This window comes from Pseudomonas sp. TMW 2.1634, from assembly GCF_001703595.1.
Lineage (GTDB): Bacteria > Pseudomonadota > Gammaproteobacteria > Pseudomonadales > Pseudomonadaceae > Aquipseudomonas > Aquipseudomonas fragi.
Genome location: NZ_CP016849.1, coordinates 3,361,312 through 3,378,804 on the forward strand (window position 1 = coordinate 3,361,312; position 17,493 = coordinate 3,378,804).

15 protein-coding genes are annotated in these 17,493 nt (G+C 59.0%); 5 read left to right on the plus strand and 10 right to left on the minus strand.

Going from position 1 to position 17,493, the window contains the following annotated elements; translation table 11 throughout:
* Positions 1-144: 144 nt before the first annotated feature.
* Positions 145-1,635, minus strand: coding sequence for an aldehyde dehydrogenase family protein (locus tag BFC21_RS15935; RefSeq protein WP_088378336.1), 1,491 nt, complete (start codon positions 1,633-1,635; stop codon positions 145-147).
* Between the two features lie 153 nt (positions 1,636-1,788).
* Here BFC21_RS15935 and BFC21_RS15940 point away from each other — a divergent pair, with 153 nt between their 5' ends.
* The 4 genes from BFC21_RS15940 to BFC21_RS15960 all read left to right on the plus strand — a co-directional run bounded on the left by BFC21_RS15940 (position 1,789) and on the right by BFC21_RS15960 (position 6,125).
* Positions 1,789-2,751 carry a LysR family transcriptional regulator gene (locus tag BFC21_RS15940; protein ID WP_120266351.1) on the plus strand — a complete coding sequence of 321 codons (963 nt, stop codon included), beginning with the start codon at positions 1,789-1,791 and terminating at the stop codon, positions 2,749-2,751.
* A 64-nt stretch (positions 2,752-2,815) separates the two neighbouring features.
* Positions 2,816-4,030 carry a nicotinate phosphoribosyltransferase gene (gene pncB / locus BFC21_RS15945; protein WP_088378337.1) on the plus strand — a complete coding sequence of 405 codons (1,215 nt, stop codon included), beginning with the start codon at positions 2,816-2,818 and terminating at the stop codon, positions 4,028-4,030.
* Between the two features lie 3 nt (positions 4,031-4,033).
* Entirely contained in the window at positions 4,034-4,861 is an 828-nt protein-coding gene (gene nadE / locus BFC21_RS15950; RefSeq protein ID WP_016783324.1) for an ammonia-dependent NAD(+) synthetase, read from the plus strand.
* 241 nt (positions 4,862-5,102) lie between these two features.
* Positions 5,103-6,125: a DUF1338 domain-containing protein gene (locus tag BFC21_RS15960; RefSeq protein ID WP_088378338.1), complete on the plus strand. Its 1,023-nt coding sequence runs from the start codon at positions 5,103-5,105 to the stop codon at positions 6,123-6,125.
* Positions 6,126-6,184: 59 nt separating this feature from the next.
* Here BFC21_RS15960 and azu read toward each other — a convergent pair whose 3' ends face one another.
* Positions 6,185-6,631 carry an azurin gene (gene azu / locus BFC21_RS15965; protein WP_016783322.1) on the minus strand — a complete coding sequence of 149 codons (447 nt, stop codon included), beginning with the start codon at positions 6,629-6,631 and terminating at the stop codon, positions 6,185-6,187.
* A gap of 333 nt (positions 6,632-6,964) precedes the next feature.
* On the opposite strand from azu, the gene BFC21_RS15970 reads away from it, so the two are divergent.
* Positions 6,965-7,165 carry a hypothetical protein gene (locus BFC21_RS15970; protein WP_086799031.1) on the plus strand — a complete coding sequence of 67 codons (201 nt, stop codon included), beginning with the start codon at positions 6,965-6,967 and terminating at the stop codon, positions 7,163-7,165.
* Positions 7,166-7,479: 314 nt separating this feature from the next.
* Here the strand turns inward: BFC21_RS15970 and BFC21_RS15975 are convergent, their stop codons facing one another.
* The 8 genes from BFC21_RS15975 to rnr form a co-directional block, all read right to left on the minus strand.
* On the minus strand, positions 7,480-9,786 hold the full coding sequence (locus BFC21_RS15975) for a YgiQ family radical SAM protein (RefSeq protein ID WP_029611709.1): 2,307 nt from the start codon (positions 9,784-9,786) through the stop codon (positions 7,480-7,482).
* 221 nt (positions 9,787-10,007) lie between these two features.
* Positions 10,008-11,402, minus strand: coding sequence for a replicative DNA helicase (gene dnaB / locus BFC21_RS15980; RefSeq protein ID WP_016783319.1), 1,395 nt, complete (start codon positions 11,400-11,402; stop codon positions 10,008-10,010).
* A 120-nt stretch (positions 11,403-11,522) separates the two neighbouring features.
* Complete coding sequence (gene rplI / locus BFC21_RS15985) at positions 11,523-11,969, minus strand: 50S ribosomal protein L9 (protein ID WP_003439047.1); 447 nt, start codon at positions 11,967-11,969, stop codon at positions 11,523-11,525.
* A gap of 19 nt (positions 11,970-11,988) precedes the next feature.
* Positions 11,989-12,885, minus strand: a complete 897-nt coding sequence (locus BFC21_RS15990; RefSeq protein ID WP_088378340.1) for a hypothetical protein — start codon at positions 12,883-12,885, stop codon at positions 11,989-11,991.
* Positions 12,886-12,920: 35 nt separating this feature from the next.
* Positions 12,921-13,151, minus strand: a complete 231-nt coding sequence (rpsR, locus tag BFC21_RS15995; RefSeq protein ID WP_003171373.1) for a 30S ribosomal protein S18 — start codon at positions 13,149-13,151, stop codon at positions 12,921-12,923.
* Between the two features lie 28 nt (positions 13,152-13,179).
* Entirely contained in the window at positions 13,180-13,605 is a 426-nt protein-coding gene (gene rpsF / locus BFC21_RS16000) for a 30S ribosomal protein S6 (RefSeq protein WP_003439045.1), read from the minus strand.
* A 306-nt stretch (positions 13,606-13,911) separates the two neighbouring features.
* Positions 13,912-14,676: a 23S rRNA (guanosine(2251)-2'-O)-methyltransferase RlmB gene (rlmB, locus tag BFC21_RS16005; protein WP_016783317.1), complete on the minus strand. Its 765-nt coding sequence runs from the start codon at positions 14,674-14,676 to the stop codon at positions 13,912-13,914.
* Positions 14,673-17,336, minus strand: coding sequence for a ribonuclease R (rnr, locus tag BFC21_RS16010; RefSeq protein ID WP_088378341.1), 2,664 nt, complete (start codon positions 17,334-17,336; stop codon positions 14,673-14,675). The genes rlmB and rnr overlap by 4 nt, the downstream gene beginning before the upstream one ends.
* Between the last annotated feature and the right edge of the window lie 157 nt (positions 17,337-17,493).

The following is a 17,493-nucleotide window of genomic DNA, read 5'->3' on the forward strand; positions in this document are numbered from 1 at the left end:
AGCTCCAGAAATGAAACCCAACGCGGATGCAATCATGGAGGGAACGCTTGTGGGAGCGGGCTTGCTCGCGATGCAGGCAACTCGGTCTGACTGGCAGACCGCATCGATGCTATCGCGAGCAAGCCCGCTCCCACAGGCATTGCCTCAATCGAACGTAATCCCCTGCGCCAGCGGCAATTCCAGCGAGTAATTGACGGTATTGGTCTGACGACGCATATAGCCGCGCCATGCATCCGAGCCCGACTCGCGGCCACCGCCCGTTTCCTTCTCACCACCAAATGCGCCGCCGATTTCCGCACCGCTGGGGCCGATATTGACGTTGGCAATGCCGCAGTCACTGCCGGTGGCAGACATAAATTGCTCGGCCTCGCGCACGTCGGTGGTGAAGATGCACGACGACAGGCCCTGGGGCACGGCGTTGTTCAGGCGCAAGGCCTCGGCAAAATCACTGTAGCCAACCACATATAAAATTGGCGCGAAGGTCTCGCTGCACACTACGTCGCTCTGCTCGGGCATCTCGACAATGGCCGGGGCCACGTAGTAAGCGCCGGGGTACTGGCCGGCCAATTGGCGCTCACCGCCAAACACCCGCCCGCCTTCGCTCAAGGCCTGCTCCAGCGCATCGCGCATGTTTTCAAAGCTGTTTTTATCGATCAAAGGCCCCACCAGATTGCCTTCCAGCGGATGACCGATGCGCACTTTGGAGTAAGCCGCCTTGAGCCGGGTGACGATTTCTTCCTTGACCGATTCATGGGCAATCAGGCGGCGCAGGCTGGTGCAACGTTGGCCGGCAGTACCCACGGCACTGAACAGGATGGCGCGCACGGCCATGTCCAGGTCGGCGCTCGGGGCGAGGATCATCGCATTGTTGCCGCCCAGTTCCAGAATGCTGCGGGCAAAGCGCGCGGCGATTTTAGGCGCCACTTCACGGCCCATGCGCGTGCTGCCGGTGGCGCTGACCAGCGCGACACGCGGGTCATCCACCAGCGCTTCGCCCGCTTCACGACCACCAATCACCACTTGGGCCAGGTACTTGGGCGCGTCGGCAAATGCATTCAGCACCCGATCAAACAAGGCCTGGCAAGCCAGGGCCGTCAGCGGGGTTTTTTCGGACGGTTTCCAGATCACTGCGTTACCGCACACCAGCGCCAGGGTGGTGTTCCATGCCCAGACCGCCACCGGGAAGTTAAAGGCACTGATCACGCCCACCACCCCCAGCGGGTGCCAGGTTTCCCGCATATGGTGGCCCGGGCGTTCCGAGGCGATGGTCAAGCCGTAAAGCTGACGCGACAGGCCGACGGCAAAGTCGCAAATGTCGATCATCTCCTGCACTTCGCCCAGCCCTTCCTGGGTGATCTTGCCCGCTTCCCAGGACACCAGTTCGCCCAGGTCGGCCTTGTACTCGCGCAGCAAATCGCCGAACTGGCGCACCAGCTCGCCACGGCGCGGGGCCGGTACCTTGCGCCAGGCTTCAAAGGCGTGCTCGGCGCGGGTTACGTGCTGCTCGGTCTCGGCGGCGCCTTCCCAGTGCACGGCGCCAATCTGGCTACCGTCAATCGGCGTGTACACCGGCTGATTGCCCTGCTGGTACAGAGCGGGGTTCACACCTAGACGATCCAGTAATGCAGCCACCATTGAAGGCACTCCTTGAGCTTTGAAAAAAGATTCACAGGCCTTTAGTTGTAGCTGGCTGGCATGGCGGCAACAAACGACCTTTAAGCGAGATATCATTCCGAAAATTCATGCAGCGCTGGTAACGTTGCCTGACAACAACAATCAGAGGCCTTTATGCTCAACAAGCGCCATCTCCCCTCGATCACGGCGTTGCAGTGTTTTGAGGCGGTGACCCGTCACCTGAGCTTCACCCGCGCCGCCGAAGAGCTGAACCTGACCCAGAGCGCAGTCAGCAAACAGGTCGCGCAGCTTGAGGAGCTGTTGCAGCACTTGCTGTTTCGCCGGGTACGGCGCCGCTTGCAGCTGACACCAGCCGGTGATTTATACCTGCTGGAAGTCCGAAAAATCCTGACCCAAGTCGAGATGTCGACCCACACCCTGCGCTCCTACGGTGGTGAAACCGAGGTGCTACGGGTCTCGACCCCCTCCACCTTCGGCGCCCGCTGGCTGGTGCCGCGACTCAAGGGTTGGGGCCTGCGCCATCCGCATATTCATCTGGACCTGTGCAATGAGCAGCAAGGCGACGATTTGCTGCAAGGGCGCAGCGACCTGGCGTTTTACTTCGGCCAGGGCTCACGGCCCGGCAGCGAAAGCCTGAAGCTGTTTGGCGAAGAGCTGGTTGCCGTGTGCGCGCCGTCGAGCCTGCCAACCGCGCCACTGACCGACCCGACCCAACTCACAGGCCTGGTGTTGCTGCAGAACGCCTCGCGGCCACAGGCCTGGCACGAGTGGTTTGAGCATCAGGGCTTTCGCACCGACCACAGCTATCACGGGCCGCGCTTCGACACCTTTTACATGTGCATCCGCGCGGCGCAGGTGGGCTGCGGTGTCGCCTTGCTGCCAAGATTTCTGGTGGAAGAAGAGTTGGCCGACGGCAAGCTGGTCATCGCCTGGCAGCACCCGATGCCCAGTCGCGATGCCTATTACCTGGCCTATCCTGAACACACGGCAGGCGTGCCCAAGGTAAAGGCATTCGTGAGCTGGATAATGGAGCAGCTGGATGGGCTCCCACAGGGCAGAAACAGACTACAACCACAAAAACCGCTGGCAAAACCGCCTGCGGATATGCGCCACTAGCGCCATTCATTGAAAAAGCTGAACGCCGTGGCTATCAGGCACGGGCAGCATGGAGATTGCCGCTATGAGCGAGAGTGTGTTTGCCGATCGCATCGTGCAGAACCTGCTCGACACCGACTTCTACAAATTGACCATGATGCAGGCGGTGCTGCACAACTACCCCAACGTCGAAGTCGAGTGGGAATTCCGCTGCCGCAACAGCGAGGATTTGCGCCCGTACCTGAACGAAATTCGCCACCAGATCGAACGCCTGTGTGAACTGAGCATGACTCAGGACCAGCTCGGGTTTCTGGAGCGCATTACGTTTATGAAGCCCGATTTCATACGCTTCCTGGGCTTGTTTCGCTTCAACATGCGCTATGTACACACCGGTATCGAAAACGGCGAGCTGGTTATTCGCCTGCGCGGACCGTGGCTGCATGTGATCCTGTTTGAAGTGCCATTGCTGGCGATTGTCAGCGAAGTGCGCAACCGTTCGCGCTATGCCGATACCGTGTTGTCCCAGGCCCGGGAGCAGTTGTACCGCAAGTTCGACTGGTTGCAGGCCAATGCCAGCACCGACGAACTGTCCGAACTGCAAGTCGCCGACTTCGGTACTCGCCGGCGTTTTTCGTACCGTGTGCAGGAAGAAGTCGTCAGTGTGCTTAAGCATGACTTCCCCGGGCGTTTTGTCGGTACCAGTAACGTGCATCTGTCCCGTGAGCTGGACATGAAGCCACTGGGTACTATGGCCCACGAGTGGATCATGGCGCACCAGCAACTGGGCCCGCGGCTGATCGACAGCCAGAGCGCGGCGCTTGACTGCTGGGTACGGGAATACCGTGGCCTGCTGGGGATTGCCCTGACGGACTGCATCACCACCGATGCCTTCCTGAAAGATTTCGACCTGTATTTTGCCAAGCTCTTCGACGGCTTGCGCCACGACTCCGGCGACCCGGTGGTGTGGGCCGAAAAATGCATAGCTCATTACCACAAGCTGGGTATCGACCCGATGAGCAAGACCCTGGTGTTCTCCGACAGCCTGACGTTACCGCGGGCGCTGGAGATTTTCCGGGCGCTGCGCGGCAGGATCAACGTCAGCTTCGGTATCGGGACTAACCTGACCTGCGACATTCCGGGGGTTGAGCCGATGAGCATCGTGCTTAAAATGAACGCCTGCAATGGCTCGCCAGTGGCCAAGATTTCCGATGAACCGGGCAAGACCCACTGCTCCGACCCCAACTTCGCCGCCTATTTGCGCCACGTTTTCCAAGTTCCAGAACATTCTCCCAAGGAGTGAATCATGCAGGCCGTACAGCGTCAGATTGCTGCAGACCTCAAGGTCCAGCCGCCCTTCAAAGACATCGCCGCCCTTGAGGCCGAGGTCGCCCGGCGTATCACGTTCATTCAGTGCTGCCTGCACAACGCCAGGCTCAAGACCCTGGTACTGGGCATCAGCGGCGGGGTCGACTCCCTGACCGCAGGCCTGATGGCACAACGTGCGGTGCAGCAATTGCGCGAACAGACCGGCGACCAGGCCTATCGCTTTATTGCCGTGCGCCTGCCTTACGGTGTACAGCATGACGAAGCGGACGCCACGGCTGCGGTCGACTTTATCAACCCGGACGAGCGCCAGACCGTAAACATCGGCCCGGCGGTCAAGGCCCTGGCAGCCGAAGTGAGCGCGTTTGAAGGCAAACCTGCCGCCACGGTTGATTTTGTATTGGGCAACACCAAGGCGCGGATGCGCATGGTGGCGCAATACACCATCGCCGGGGCGACTGGCGGGCTGGTGATCGGCACTGACCATGCCGCCGAGGCGGTGATGGGCTTCTTCACCAAGTTCGGCGACGGCTCCTGCGACCTGGCGCCGCTCAGCGGGCTGGTGAAAAATCAGGTACGGGCCATTGCTCGACATTTTGGAGCGCCGGAATCGCTGGTAGAAAAAGTCCCGACTGCCGACCTTGAAGACCTGGAACCGGGCAAGCCGGACGAAGCGTCCCACGGCGTGACCTATGCCGAGATCGATGCCTTCCTGCATGGCGAGCCGGTGAGCGAAGAAGCGTTCAACATCATCCGCAGCACCTATGAAAAAACCCATCACAAGCGTGAGATGCCGTTCGCACCTTGAGCCGCGCGGCTGCACTTCTTGTGGGAGCGGGCTTGCTCGCGATGGCATCACCGCGAAATGCCTGACAGACCGCGTGGGATGCATCGCAGGCAAGCCTGCTCCCACAGGTCATGCGGTGCTCCCACCTGCCATCAGGGGTTCAGTACGAAAAAACGGAATGAACCCTGCAATTTTTTTCGCTTGTGGCCGCAACGGCCAAAGGCTTTGATAGACGCCTGTTTCGTCGCCAGAGCCCTGCCCCATGTCTGCTTTCGATGGTTTGTTTTCTCTAGTCGATTCCTTGCTCGGCCAACCGGCAACCGCCTGGTTGCGTGAACATGTCGAGGTACCCGAAGGGCTGCTGCGCTTCAGCTGGCATGAGCAGGCGGTGCACAGGGTGTGGCTCGCCGAAGCCCTGAACCTGTGCCTGCTGCACAAGCTGGTAGAAGCCGTACCTGAAGGTCGGCGCTATGTCGAAGAACAGGCACAACATGGGCGCAAGGTGGTGTTTGACCACGGCGCCCTCCGCACGGTTGACTGGCCCGATAACGGCGAACTGCCCCGTGGCCGTCAGGCATTTGCCCGATTGCTGGAGCCTCTGGGCTTTACCGATGTACGAACCTACCCCCTGACCAAACTGAGCATGACCGGCTGGGGCTACCGGCAAATGGACTTGCCCGAAGACATCGCCCAGTTCTTTGTCTCGGAACTGCATCCCGGCCGTTTCAGCGAAGCGTTTCAACAGGCCGTCAGCCGAGTGGTCGGCTCCAGCCTTGACCCGCTGCAAGCCCAACACCACAGCATCCTCCAGCGCCTTAGCCAGACCCGCCATTGCAGCCAGAGTGAAGCGCACAGCCTGTTACCCGCGCTCTATCAGGCGTTTGGCCGTCAGCACGGAGTGGTACAGGAAACGGACTACCACTGCCTGCTCGCTGAAAGCGCCGAAATGGCCTGGATCGCCACTGAGGGCAACAGCTTCAACCATCTGACCGACCGCGTGCCGGACCTCGAAGCCTGCGTGGCGCAACAGCGCGACTTGCAACGGCCGATGAAAGACAGCATCGAGGTCTCGGCCTCAGGCCGGGTGATGCAGACCGCCTATCGCGCCTGCACGGTCAGTCGCGGCCTGGTCGATAGCGCCGGCGTGTACCGTGAACACGCGGTGCCGGGTTCATTTGTGGAGTTTATCCAGCGCAAGGTCGACCCCGACACCGGCCGCATCGATCTGAACTTCGACAGCAGCAACGCCCAGGGCATTTTCAAGATGACCGACTCCAGGGCCTGAACGCAAACAGCCCTGACGGCGCAAGGCACGTCAGGGCTGTTTTAGGGGCTAGCGCGGTCTTATTTAAGAACCACAGCGCCTTTCATCATCGAGTTGTGGCCCGGGAAGGTGCAGAAGAATTCATATTCTTCGCCCGCTTTCAGTTTGGCCACGTCGAAGGTCACCGAGTCTTTCTCGCCAGCGCCGATCACTTTGGTGTGGGCGATAACGCGCTCGTCACCGTCCTTCAGGTAGTTTTTATCCAGGCCGGCAGCAATACCGTCGGTGGAAACTGCCTGCATGTCTGCCTTTTTGCTCAACACCCAGTTATGGCCCATGACGTTTTTCGGCAAGTTGCCGGAGTGCGTCAGGTTAACGGTGAAGGTCTTGCAGGATTTGTCGATGACGATCTCTTTGGTGTTGTAAGACATTTGGTCAGTCGAATCGACAGTGACAGCGCACTCAGCCGCCAGCAAATGGCCGCTGGCCAGGGTCAAAAGGGATACCGCAACAACTTTGGCAAACATGGTGTATCTCCAAGGCAGGGTATGAGGAAGCAAAAATCTGTATACAGATTGCCTGAAAATTGTATCGATTCATATGATCTGCGTCATGGTCTATTGCCAAGATCGACACAAACCAGCCACAAAAGGGGCTTAAGGCTTATAACCATAGGCCATCATTTTGAATTTTGGCGGAATAAGTAACCCGATTTAATCCACAACCGGCTTTTGCGTGGGTGTAGAGTCGTATTTTTAACGCAAAGTGCAACCTTGCAAAAACCCAGCTAACGGCTAAGCACTAATACAGGGCAGAATACGCGCCGCTTAACCTCACCTTCGACCCCAAGAGGATCGCCCATGGCCAAACCAAACTATAACTTCGCTAAGCGTCAAAGAGACTTGGCTAAAGAGCAGAAGAAAGAGGAAAAAGCTGCCCGCAAGAAAGCGGCTGCTGAAGGCGGTACTGTAGAGACCGAGCTGGACCACGAAGTCGACAGCGAAAGTGCAGACGCCGCAGAAGATACCGGCGCGCCAGAAGACAAAGCGCCCACCGCTTGACCCCCCCTCGGCCCGGTTATCCACAACCCGGCCCACAGGATCTGTGATCAGGATCAGCAGCCCGCCTGCTGATCCTCGCAGTTAGCCTGAGCGCCCTCAGACGCTACAAACCTCATTCCCTTACCGTGCGACAGCAAACAGCCTACAAGCCCGTGGCAGGCTTCTCAGCGCCCGGAAAGCACAACGCCAGCCCGAAGGCTGGCGTTGGTATCTTGTGGGAGCGGGCTTGCTCGCGATGCAAACAGCGCGGTGTATCAGATTGACCGCGGTGATCCCATCGCGAGCAAGCCCGCTCCCACAATGCCGTGATTTATTTAGCGCGGCACTACCGGCTTGCGGGCGGGGCGCTGGCTCTTGCCGCCCTTGGCCGCTTCCTGGCGCTCCTTGGCGGCCTGCTTGTTGCGGGCAAACGCCGCAGCCTTGGCCTGTTCACGCTTGTCCCACGGGTTGCCACCATCACTGGCACGCGGCGGCAGGCCGGTGTGCTGGGTCAGGATCTTGGTGGTCTTCTCACCTGCGACCTTGTGGCTGCCAGCAGGCGTCGAGTTTTTGCGACGGGCACTCTGATAGCTGTCGGTCGCCGGCTGATGCAACGGGATCAGCTGGTCCTTGCCCGAACCGATCAGGTCGGCACGGCCCATGCGGGTCAGTGCTTCACGCAGCATCGGCCAGCCTTTCGGGTCGTGGTAGCGCAGGAACGCCTTGTGCAGGCGGCGCTGCTCTTCGCTCTTGACGATGGTCACCGAGTCGCTCTTGTACGTGACCTTGCGCAGCGGGTTCTTGCCCGAGTGGTACATCGCGGTGGCGGTGGCCATCGGCGACGGGTAGAACGCCTGCACCTGGTCGGCACGGAAACCGTTGGTCTTGAGCCAGATCGCCAGGTTCATCATGTCTTCATCTTTGGTGCCCGGGTGGGCCGCAATGAAGTACGGGATCAGGTACTGCTCTTTGCCCGCTTCCTTGGTGTACTTCTCGAACATGCGCTTGAACTTGTCATAGCTGCCAATGCCCGGCTTCATCATCTGGTTGAGCGGACCTTCCTCGGTGTGTTCCGGGGCGATCTTCAGGTAACCACCAACGTGGTGGGTAACCAGTTCCTTCACGTATTCCGGCGATTCGACCGCAAGGTCGTAGCGCAAGCCAGAGGCGATCAGGATCTTTTTCACGCCCGGCAAGGCACGCGCACTGCGGTACAGCTGAATCAGCGACGAGTGGTCGGTGTTCAGGTTCGGGCAGATGCCCGGGAATACACAGGACGGCTTGCGGCACGCGGATTCGATTTCCGGGGTTTTGCAGGCAATGCGATACATGTTCGCAGTCGGGCCGCCGAGGTCGGAAATAACGCCGGTGAAACCTGGCACCTTGTCGCGGATCTCTTCGATTTCACGAATGATCGACTCTTCGGAACGGTTCTGGATGATGCGGCCTTCGTGCTCGGTGATCGAGCAGAAGGTGCAGCCACCAAAGCAGCCACGCATGATGTTCACCGAGAAGCGGATCATGTCGTAGGCCGGGATTTTTTCCTTGCCGTACGCAGGGTGTGGAATACGTGCGTAAGGCATGCCAAACACGTAGTCCATCTCTTCGGTGGTCATCGGGATCGGTGGCGGGTTGAACCACACATCCACTTCGCCATGCTTTTGCACCAGCGCACGGGCGTTGCCCGGGTTGGTTTCAAGGTGCAGCACGCGGTTGGCGTGGGCATAGAGCACCGCATCGCCACGCACTTTCTCCACCGACGGCAAGCGGATAACCGTCTTGTCACGGGTCATGCGCGGGCTGGCCAGGATCTGTACGACCTTGGCTTCGTTCGGGTCTTCAACCGGGCCCTTTTCCTGCTCGATGGCGCAGGCCTGGGTGTCCTGGGTGTTGACGTACGGGTTGATGATCTTGTCGATCTTGCCCGGACGGTCGATACGCGTCGAGTCGACTTCGTACCAGTCTTTAGGCGTATCGCGACGGATGAACGCGGTACCGCGCACGTCGGTGATGTCTTCAATCTTGTGGCCGTAGGACAAACGCTGGGCCACTTCGACAATGGCGCGTTCGGCGTTGCCGTACAACAGGATGTCGGCGCAGGCGTCGATCAGGATCGAGTTGCGCACGCGGTCCTGCCAGTAGTCGTAGTGCGCGATACGGCGCAGGGACGCTTCAATGCCACCGAGGACAATCGGCACATTCTTGTAGGCTTCTTTACAACGCTGGCTGTACACCAGGCTGGCGCGATCCGGACGTTTGCCTGCCATGCCACCTGGGGTGTAGGCGTCATCGGAACGGATTTTCTTGTCTGCGGTGTAGCGGTTGATCATCGAGTCCATGTTGCCGGCAGCAACGCCGAAGAACAGGTTCGGCTCACCGAGCTTCATGAAGTCGTCTTTGGACTGCCAGTTCGGCTGGGCAATGATGCCCACACGGAAGCCCTGGGACTCCAGCAAACGACCAATAATGGCCATGCCAAATGACGGGTGATCGACATAGGCATCACCGGTCACGATGATGATGTCGCATGAATCCCAGCCAAGCTGATCCATCTCCTCCCTGCTCATGGGCAGGAATGGTGCTGGGCCGAAACATTCGGCCCAGTACTTCGGATAGTCAAATAGAGGCTTGGCTGATTGCATGTCGATGACCGGTGTTGAGTGCAAAAAAGGGGGCGCGGCATTTACTAAGAAATTCGCGGGCGCGGAATATAGCACAAAAAATAACCAATTCCGACGGCGATGGTCGGAATTGATTGCCTGTGGGAGCGGGCTTGCTCGCGAAGGTATCGCTGCGGTTCGGCAGATATACCGAGTCGCCTGAATCGCGGGCAAGCCCGCTCCCACAGAAAAGCGCGGGGCGATTAATCGTCGTCGAAGTTGTAGCTGCCCGGCGCCAGGTTTTCAAAGCGGGTGTATTTGCCGATAAACGCCAGGCGCGTCGTGCCGATAGGGCCGTTACGCTGCTTGCCGATGATGATCTCGGCAATGCCCTTGTGCTCGGTCTCGGGGTGGTACACCTCGTCGCGGTACACGAACATGATGACGTCGGCATCCTGCTCGATGGCTCCGGATTCACGCAAGTCGGAGTTGATCGGGCGCTTGTTGGGCCGCTGCTCAAGGGAACGGTTGAGCTGCGACAGCGCCACTACCGGGCAGTTGAACTCTTTGGCCAGTGCCTTGAGGGATCGCGAAATCTCGGAAATTTCGTTGGTACGGTTGTCACCGCCCGAACCCGGGATCTGCATCAATTGCAGGTAGTCGATCATGATCAGGCCGATATCACCGTGCTCACGCACCAGTCGTCGGGTACGGGCGCGCATTTCCGACGGGCTGATACCGGCCGTATCGTCAATAAACAGCTTGCGGTCGTTGAGCAGGTTGACCGCCGAGGTCAGGCGTGGCCAATCGTCGTCTTCAAGACGACCGGCCCGGACCTTGGTCTGGTCGATACGGCCCAGGGACGACAGCATACGCATGATCAGCGATTCGCCTGGCATCTCGAGGGAGTAGACCAACACCGCTTTTTCACTGCGCAAAACGGCGTTTTCAACGAGGTTCATCGCAAAGGTGGTTTTACCCATCGATGGACGACCCGCCACGATGATCAGGTCGGCAGGCTGCAAGCCGCTGGTCATGCCGTCCAGGTCGGTGTAGCCGGTGGACAGGCCAGTGATGGCGTTGTCAGTGTTGAACAGTGTGTCGATGCGGTCGATGGCCTTGGTCAGCAGGTCGTTGACGCTGACCGGGCCGCCGGTTTTTGGCCGGGCCTCGGCAATCGCAAAGATCTGGCGCTCGGCTTCATCGAGGATTTCTTCGGCGCTGCGCCCTTCCGGGTTGAAGGCGCTGTCGGCGATTTCGGTGCTGATGCCGATCAACTGACGCAAGGTCGCGCGCTGGCGCACGATCTGGGCGTAGGCCTTGATGTTGGCGACCGACGGCGTGTTTTTCGCCAGCTCACCGAGGTAGCCCAGGCCACCCACTTGCGACGTCTGACCTTCCTTGTCCAATTGCTCGGCAAGGGTCACGACGTCGATCGGGGAGTTCTGGTCTGCCAGCTTGGCGATGGCGCGGAAGATCAGGCGGTGGTCATGTCGATAGAAATCACCGTCCGAAACCTGATCCAGCACGCGTTCCCAGGCGTTGTTGTCCAGCATCAAACCACCGAGCACAGCCTGTTCGGCCTCGATGGAATGCGGAGGCACCTTCAGGGCTGCGGTTTGTAGATCGTATTGCTCAGGAGCGGAGATATCGTTCATGGCCACTTGGAATAGGTATGAAAATCAGAAACAGCAGAAAGACAAAGGGCACGACCTGTAAACAGGATCGTGCCCGATGTTAACCGTCCGGCACACAAGGTGCCAGTCAGTTAAGACTGCTTAAGCAGCTACCACAACAACGCGTACGGTTGCTTCAACTTCGGCGTGCAGGTGCACAGCCACGTCGAATTCGCCAACGTTGCGGATAGTGCCGTTCGGCAGACGAACTTCGCTTTTAGCAACTTCAACGCCCGAGGCGGTCAGTGCATCAGCGATGTCGTGAGTGCCGATCGAGCCGAACAGCTTGCCTTCGTCGCCAGCGGTGGCAGTGATAGTCACTTCCAGCTCAGCCAGTTGGGCAGCGCGTGTTTCAGCCGAAGCTTTTTTGTCTGCAGCAGCTTGTTCCAGCTCAGCACGACGCTCTTCAAACGCAGCCAGGTTGGCAGCGGTTGCAGCGGTTGCTTTGCCGTACGGCAGCAGGTAGTTACGACCGTAACCGGCCTTAACATTTACTTTGTCGCCCAGGTTGCCCAGGTTCGCGACTTTTTCCAGAAGGATCAGTTGCATGTGAAAATCCTCTTAACTTTTAACCTTCACCGTCCGCAGAGTCTTTATCGGGGCCTTTAGGCTCCAGACGTCCGCGAAAATCAATCAGGCTGTCGACAATGGCCAAAACCACGAGCAACGGATAGATCAGCTGCATAAACAGCAACAGCGTGACGTACAACCCCACCAGCCAGAACTTGGCCAGTCGCTTTTGCGCCACCAGCCCATGAATCAGGGCTAGCCCGGCGAAGAACAACGCTACGCTGCACAACGGCGTAAGCATGGCCATTTCGGGACCGAAGTTCGGCCCGACAAGCATGCACGCCAGCAATACGAGCGCTGGTCCCAGCGGTAGGCGGATGCTGCGAAATTCGCTGGCAAAACCGCCCGGGTTATACAACAACGCCTGCCAATAACGCCCAAGCATCAGGCTTAGCACGCTGACGACCTGCATCAAAGCTGCAATCAAACCGGTGAGGACGGGTGCAATCAGTGCTCCAAGGCGCGCTCGCTCTACGTCAGATAACTTGTCGTAGAGACCATTGAGGACCTGCGGCAGAAGTTTTTCCAACTCCTGCGCCATCGCACCAATGGGTTCGCGGAAAACCGTACCCAGGATCACGCCATACACCACACCCAACGCTACGCTGACCAGCAGCACGCGATTCCAGGACTGGCCGGCGCGCAACATCAACGCCAACCCCAGAGTTCCCAGCAGCACCATAAGGGTGCGAGGTTCTCCGATAAACCACCAGGCCAAGGCCGGCAGTAACGCCCATGAGAGGATGCTCAACGCATCTCTCGGACCGCGCCGCAGAAGCACAAGGCTACCTGCAGCAGCACTCAACCAGAACAAGAACGGCAATGCCGCACATCCGGCCACGATTAACGTGGCCTGCACACGGCCTCGCATGATGAACTCAGCTAAGGCGCGCATGCTTCAATCCTTTACTACTTGTCGACTGCCCGGTCTCAGCGGCCGTGGCTGTCGGTGTAGGCCAGCAGGGCCAGGAAGCGGGCGCGCTTGATAGCGGTGGCCAGCTGACGCTGATAACGAGCTTTGGTACCGGTGATGCGGCTTGGAACAATTTTGCCGGTCTCGGATACGTAAGCTTTCAGAGTGTTGAGATCCTTGTAATCGATCTCTTTCACTTCTTCTGCGGTGAAGCGGCAGAATTTACGACGACGGAAGAAACGTGCCATGTAATTGGCTCCTCAAAAGGTCCGTGGATTACTCGTCAGCGTTATCGCTGGCGTCGCTGTTATCGCTGTCATCGCCATCGGCGCTGTCAGAATGCTCAGGACGGTCACGACGCTCACGGCGCTCACTGCGGTTCTCTTCAGCCTTGAGCATCTCGGACTGGCCAGTTACGGCTTCGTCGCGACGGATGACCAGGTTACGGATCACAGCATCGTTGTAACGGAAGTTGTCTTCCAGCTCAGCCAGGGCTTTGCCAGTGCACTCAACGTTCAGCATCACGTAGTGAGCCTTGTGAACATTGTTGATTGCGTAGGCCAGTTGACGACGGCCCCAATCTTCCAGACGGTGGATTTTGCCGCCGTCTTCTTCGATCAGCTTGGTGTAACGCTCTACCATGCCGCCGACTTGTTCGCTTTGATCCGGGTGGACCAAAAAGATGATTTCGTAATGACGCATGAATGCTCCTTACGGGTTGTAGCCTGCCGCTAACTAAAAAGCGGTCAGACAAGGAGTGAATGACACTTGTGTGTCTTGCCTAGAGAGGCACATATGCGCCCGCCATGACGGCAAGGGGCGCAATTGTAGAGAAGGGACAACGGAGGCGCAAGGCAATTGGTGATTATTTGAACAATCTTTGCCTGCAAACGCCACAAACCAATGTGGGAGCGGGCTTGCTCGCGATGGCATCGCTGCGCTCATCCAGAGACACCGCGTGATACGCATCGCGAGCAAGCCCGCTCCCACATTTAACAGCCAGCCAGCTTACTTCTTCTTCGAAGAAGCCTTGGCCTTGGCGCCGCGCTGACGCTGGGCCTCGAACAGGCAAACGCCTGTCGCTACCGAAACGTTCAGGCTGCTGACGCTGCCCGCCATCGGCAGCTTGACCAGGTAGTCGCAATGCTCACGGGTCAGGCGACGCATGCCCTTGCCTTCGGCTCCCATGATCAGGATGGTCGGACCGGTCAGGTCCTGGTCATAGATGCTGACCTCAGCCTCACCGGCCGTACCGACAACCCACAGGCCGCGCTGCTGGAGTTTTTCCAGGGTGCGCGCCAGGTTGGTTACGGCCACCAACGGAATAACTTCCGCTGCACCGCAGGCTACTTTTCGTACAGTCGGCGTCAATGTTGCAGACTTGTCCTTCGGCACGATCACAGCCAGTGCGCCGGCAGCATCTGCCGAACGCAGGCAGGCACCCAGGTTGTGGGGGTCGGTCACGCCGTCCAGCACCAGCAACAACGGGGCACCTTCGGTGCGATCGAGCAGCTCGTCGAGCATGGCTTCGCCCCAGACCTGGCTCGGGCTAACGTCCGCCACCACGCCCTGGTGCACGCCTTCAACCCAGACGTCCATTTCACGACGCTCGGCCTGGCCGACAGCCACACGGTTTTCGTTGGCCAGCTCGATCAGCGTTTGTACCCGCGGATCACTGCGACCTTCTGCCAACCACACCTGCTTGACGCGCTTGGGATGGTGACGCAGTAATGCTTCTACGGCATGCACGCCGTAGATTTTTTCCAGACTCATGACTTGGCCTTAGGTTTGCGCGCCCCGCCGCTTTTGGCGGCTGGAGCGGTGCCCGATTTCGGCGGGCCTTTACGATGTTTGCTCGGCTTGGAAGGCTTGCCTGCATCTTTTGCAGGCGCCCCCCTACTCGACATTCCCGGCTCCGATGTCCGACCGCCGCTTTTCGATTCGGCCAGCAGCGCCTGTTTCAGTTCACGGCTTTTACGCAGTTCGGCGTTTTTGGCCGCCGCGTCGCCAGGACGGTAAGCATCATCGGACGATTTTTTCACCGCCTTGGCTGGCGCACTGCGGCGCGCTGCCGGGGCAGGCTCAACCGGCTTTTCAGTCGCCTTGGTGCCCGACTTGCCAGCGTTTTTCGCTTTAGGCGCATCAGCAGTGCGATTTTTACGACCAATCGGCGCGCTGAGGGTTTTTTCCGCCATTTCGAAGTCGATCTTGCGCTCGTCGAGATCGACGCGCATGACCCGTACTTCAACGGTATCGCCCAAGCGGAAGCTGCGACCGGTGCGCTCGCCCGCCAGGCGGTGATGCACAGGATCGAAGTGGTAGTAGTCGCCCGGCAAGGCGGTTACGTGAACCAGACCTTCGACATAAATGTCGGTCAGCTCCACGAACAGGCCAAAACCGGTCACTGCCGTCACCACACCCGGGAACGACTCGCCTACGCGATCCTTCATGAACTCGCACTTGAGCCAGTTGGTCACGTCGCGGGTAGCTTCGTCGGCACGGCGCTCACTCATCGAGCACTGCTCGCCGAGCTGCTCAAGGATCGCTTCGTCGTACGGATAAATCCGCGCTTTCGGGATGGTCATCGCGCCAGCACGGCGAACGTGCGGGGTGTCCATCTTGGAATGGATCACGCTGCGGATCGCACGGTGCGTCAACAGATCCGGGTAGCGACGGATTGGCGAGGTAAAGTGGGTGTAGGCTTCGTAGTTCAGGCCGAAGTGGCCCTGGTTATCAGAGCTGTACACCGCCTGGCTCAACGAGCGCAGCATCACGGTCTGGATCAGGTGGAAGTCCGGACGATCCTTGATGCTGGCCAGCAATGCCTGGTAATCCTTCGGCGAAGGACCGTCTTTACCCTTGTGCAGGCTCAGGCCCAGCTCACCGAGGAACGCGCGCAGTTTTTCCAGGCGCTCCGGCGGCGGACCATCGTGAACACGATACAGCGCAGGAATCTCGTGCTTCTTGAGGAACTCGGCAGTGGCCACGTTGGCCGCCAGCATGCATTCTTCGATCAGCTTGTGCGCATCGTTGCGGGTGGTCGGGCGAATGTCGGCGATCTTGCGATCGGAACCGAAGATGATTCGGGTTTCCTGGGTCTCAAAATCAATCGCGCCACGGGTATGACGAGCCGCCAGCAGCACCTTGTACAGCGAGTAAAGCTGCTTGAGGTGCGGCACTACATCAGCGTATTCGCTGCGCAGTTGCTTGGCTTCGCTGGTTTTCGGCTGTTCCAGGATAGTGCTGACCTTGTTGTAGGTCAGACGGGCCTGGGAGTGGATCACCGCCTCGTAGAACTGGTAGTCGGTCATTTCGCCGGTTTTGGAGATGGTCATCTCGCACACCATGGCCAAACGGTCGACTTTCGGGTTCAGGGAGCACAGGCCGTTGGACAGCTGCTCAGGCAGCATCGGGATCACGCGCTCAGGGAAGTACACCGAGTTGCCGCGAACCTGGGCTTCGGCATCCAGGGCCGAACCGATTTTCACGTAGCTGGAGACGTCGGCAATTGCCACGTACAACTTCCAGCCGCCGGAGAACAGGCGCAGCTTGCCAGGCTTGGCTTCGCAGAATACGGCGTCATCGAAGTCGCGGGCATCTTCGCCGTCAATGGTGACGAACGGCAGATGACGCAGGTCGATGCGCTTCTCTTTGTCTTTTTCTTCGACTTCCGGTTTCAACCGGCCCGCTTCCTTAAGGACAGCTTCAGGCCAGACGTGAGGAATGTCGTAGGAGCGCAGGGCAATATCGATTTCCATGCCCGGAGCCATGTAGTTGCCTACAACCTCAAGCACATCGCCTTGCGGCTGGAAACGCGGGGTCGGCCAGTGAGTGATCTTCACTTCGACGAACTGACCGATCTTGGCGCCAGCGTTGCGACCCGGGGTCACCAGCACTTCTTGCTGGATCTTCGGGTTGTCGGCCACGACAAAACCAATGCCGCCTTCTTCAAAGTAGCGACCGACGATGGTTTCGTGAGCTCGGGAGACCACTTCAACGATCACGCCTTCACGACGACCACGGCGGTCCAGCCCCGAAACACGGGCCAGCGCGCGATCACCATCGAACACCAGGCGCATTTGCGCCGGGCTCATAAACAGGTCGTCGCTGCCGTCATCCGGCACCAGGAAGCCGAAGCCATCGCGGTGGCCACTGATGCGACCGAGAATCAGGTCAAGCTTGTCCACCGGCGCGTAAGTGCCACGGCGGGTGTAAATCAGTTGGGCATCACGCTCCATCGCACGCAGGCGACGGCGCAAGGCCTCGATTTGGTCTTCTGTAGTCAGACCGAACTCTTCCACCAACTGTTCACGAGCAGCAGGCGAGCCACGCTCGGCCAGGTGCTGAAGGATCAGTTCGCGGCTAGGGATAGGGTTTTCGTATTTTTCCGCTTCACGTGCGGCCTCGGGATCGAGGGTCTGCCAATCGGCCATTAGATAGTTTTCACCTTGTCTATATGCGGGTTAGTTTGGCATACGCGTATTGAAACGGGAAATTTCAGGCACTCACTGGGCCTTAATAGTCCTTTCTGACGCGCTTTGCCGCTGTCGACCAACCGTTCGCGAAATATTTTCACTATTTTTAAACACA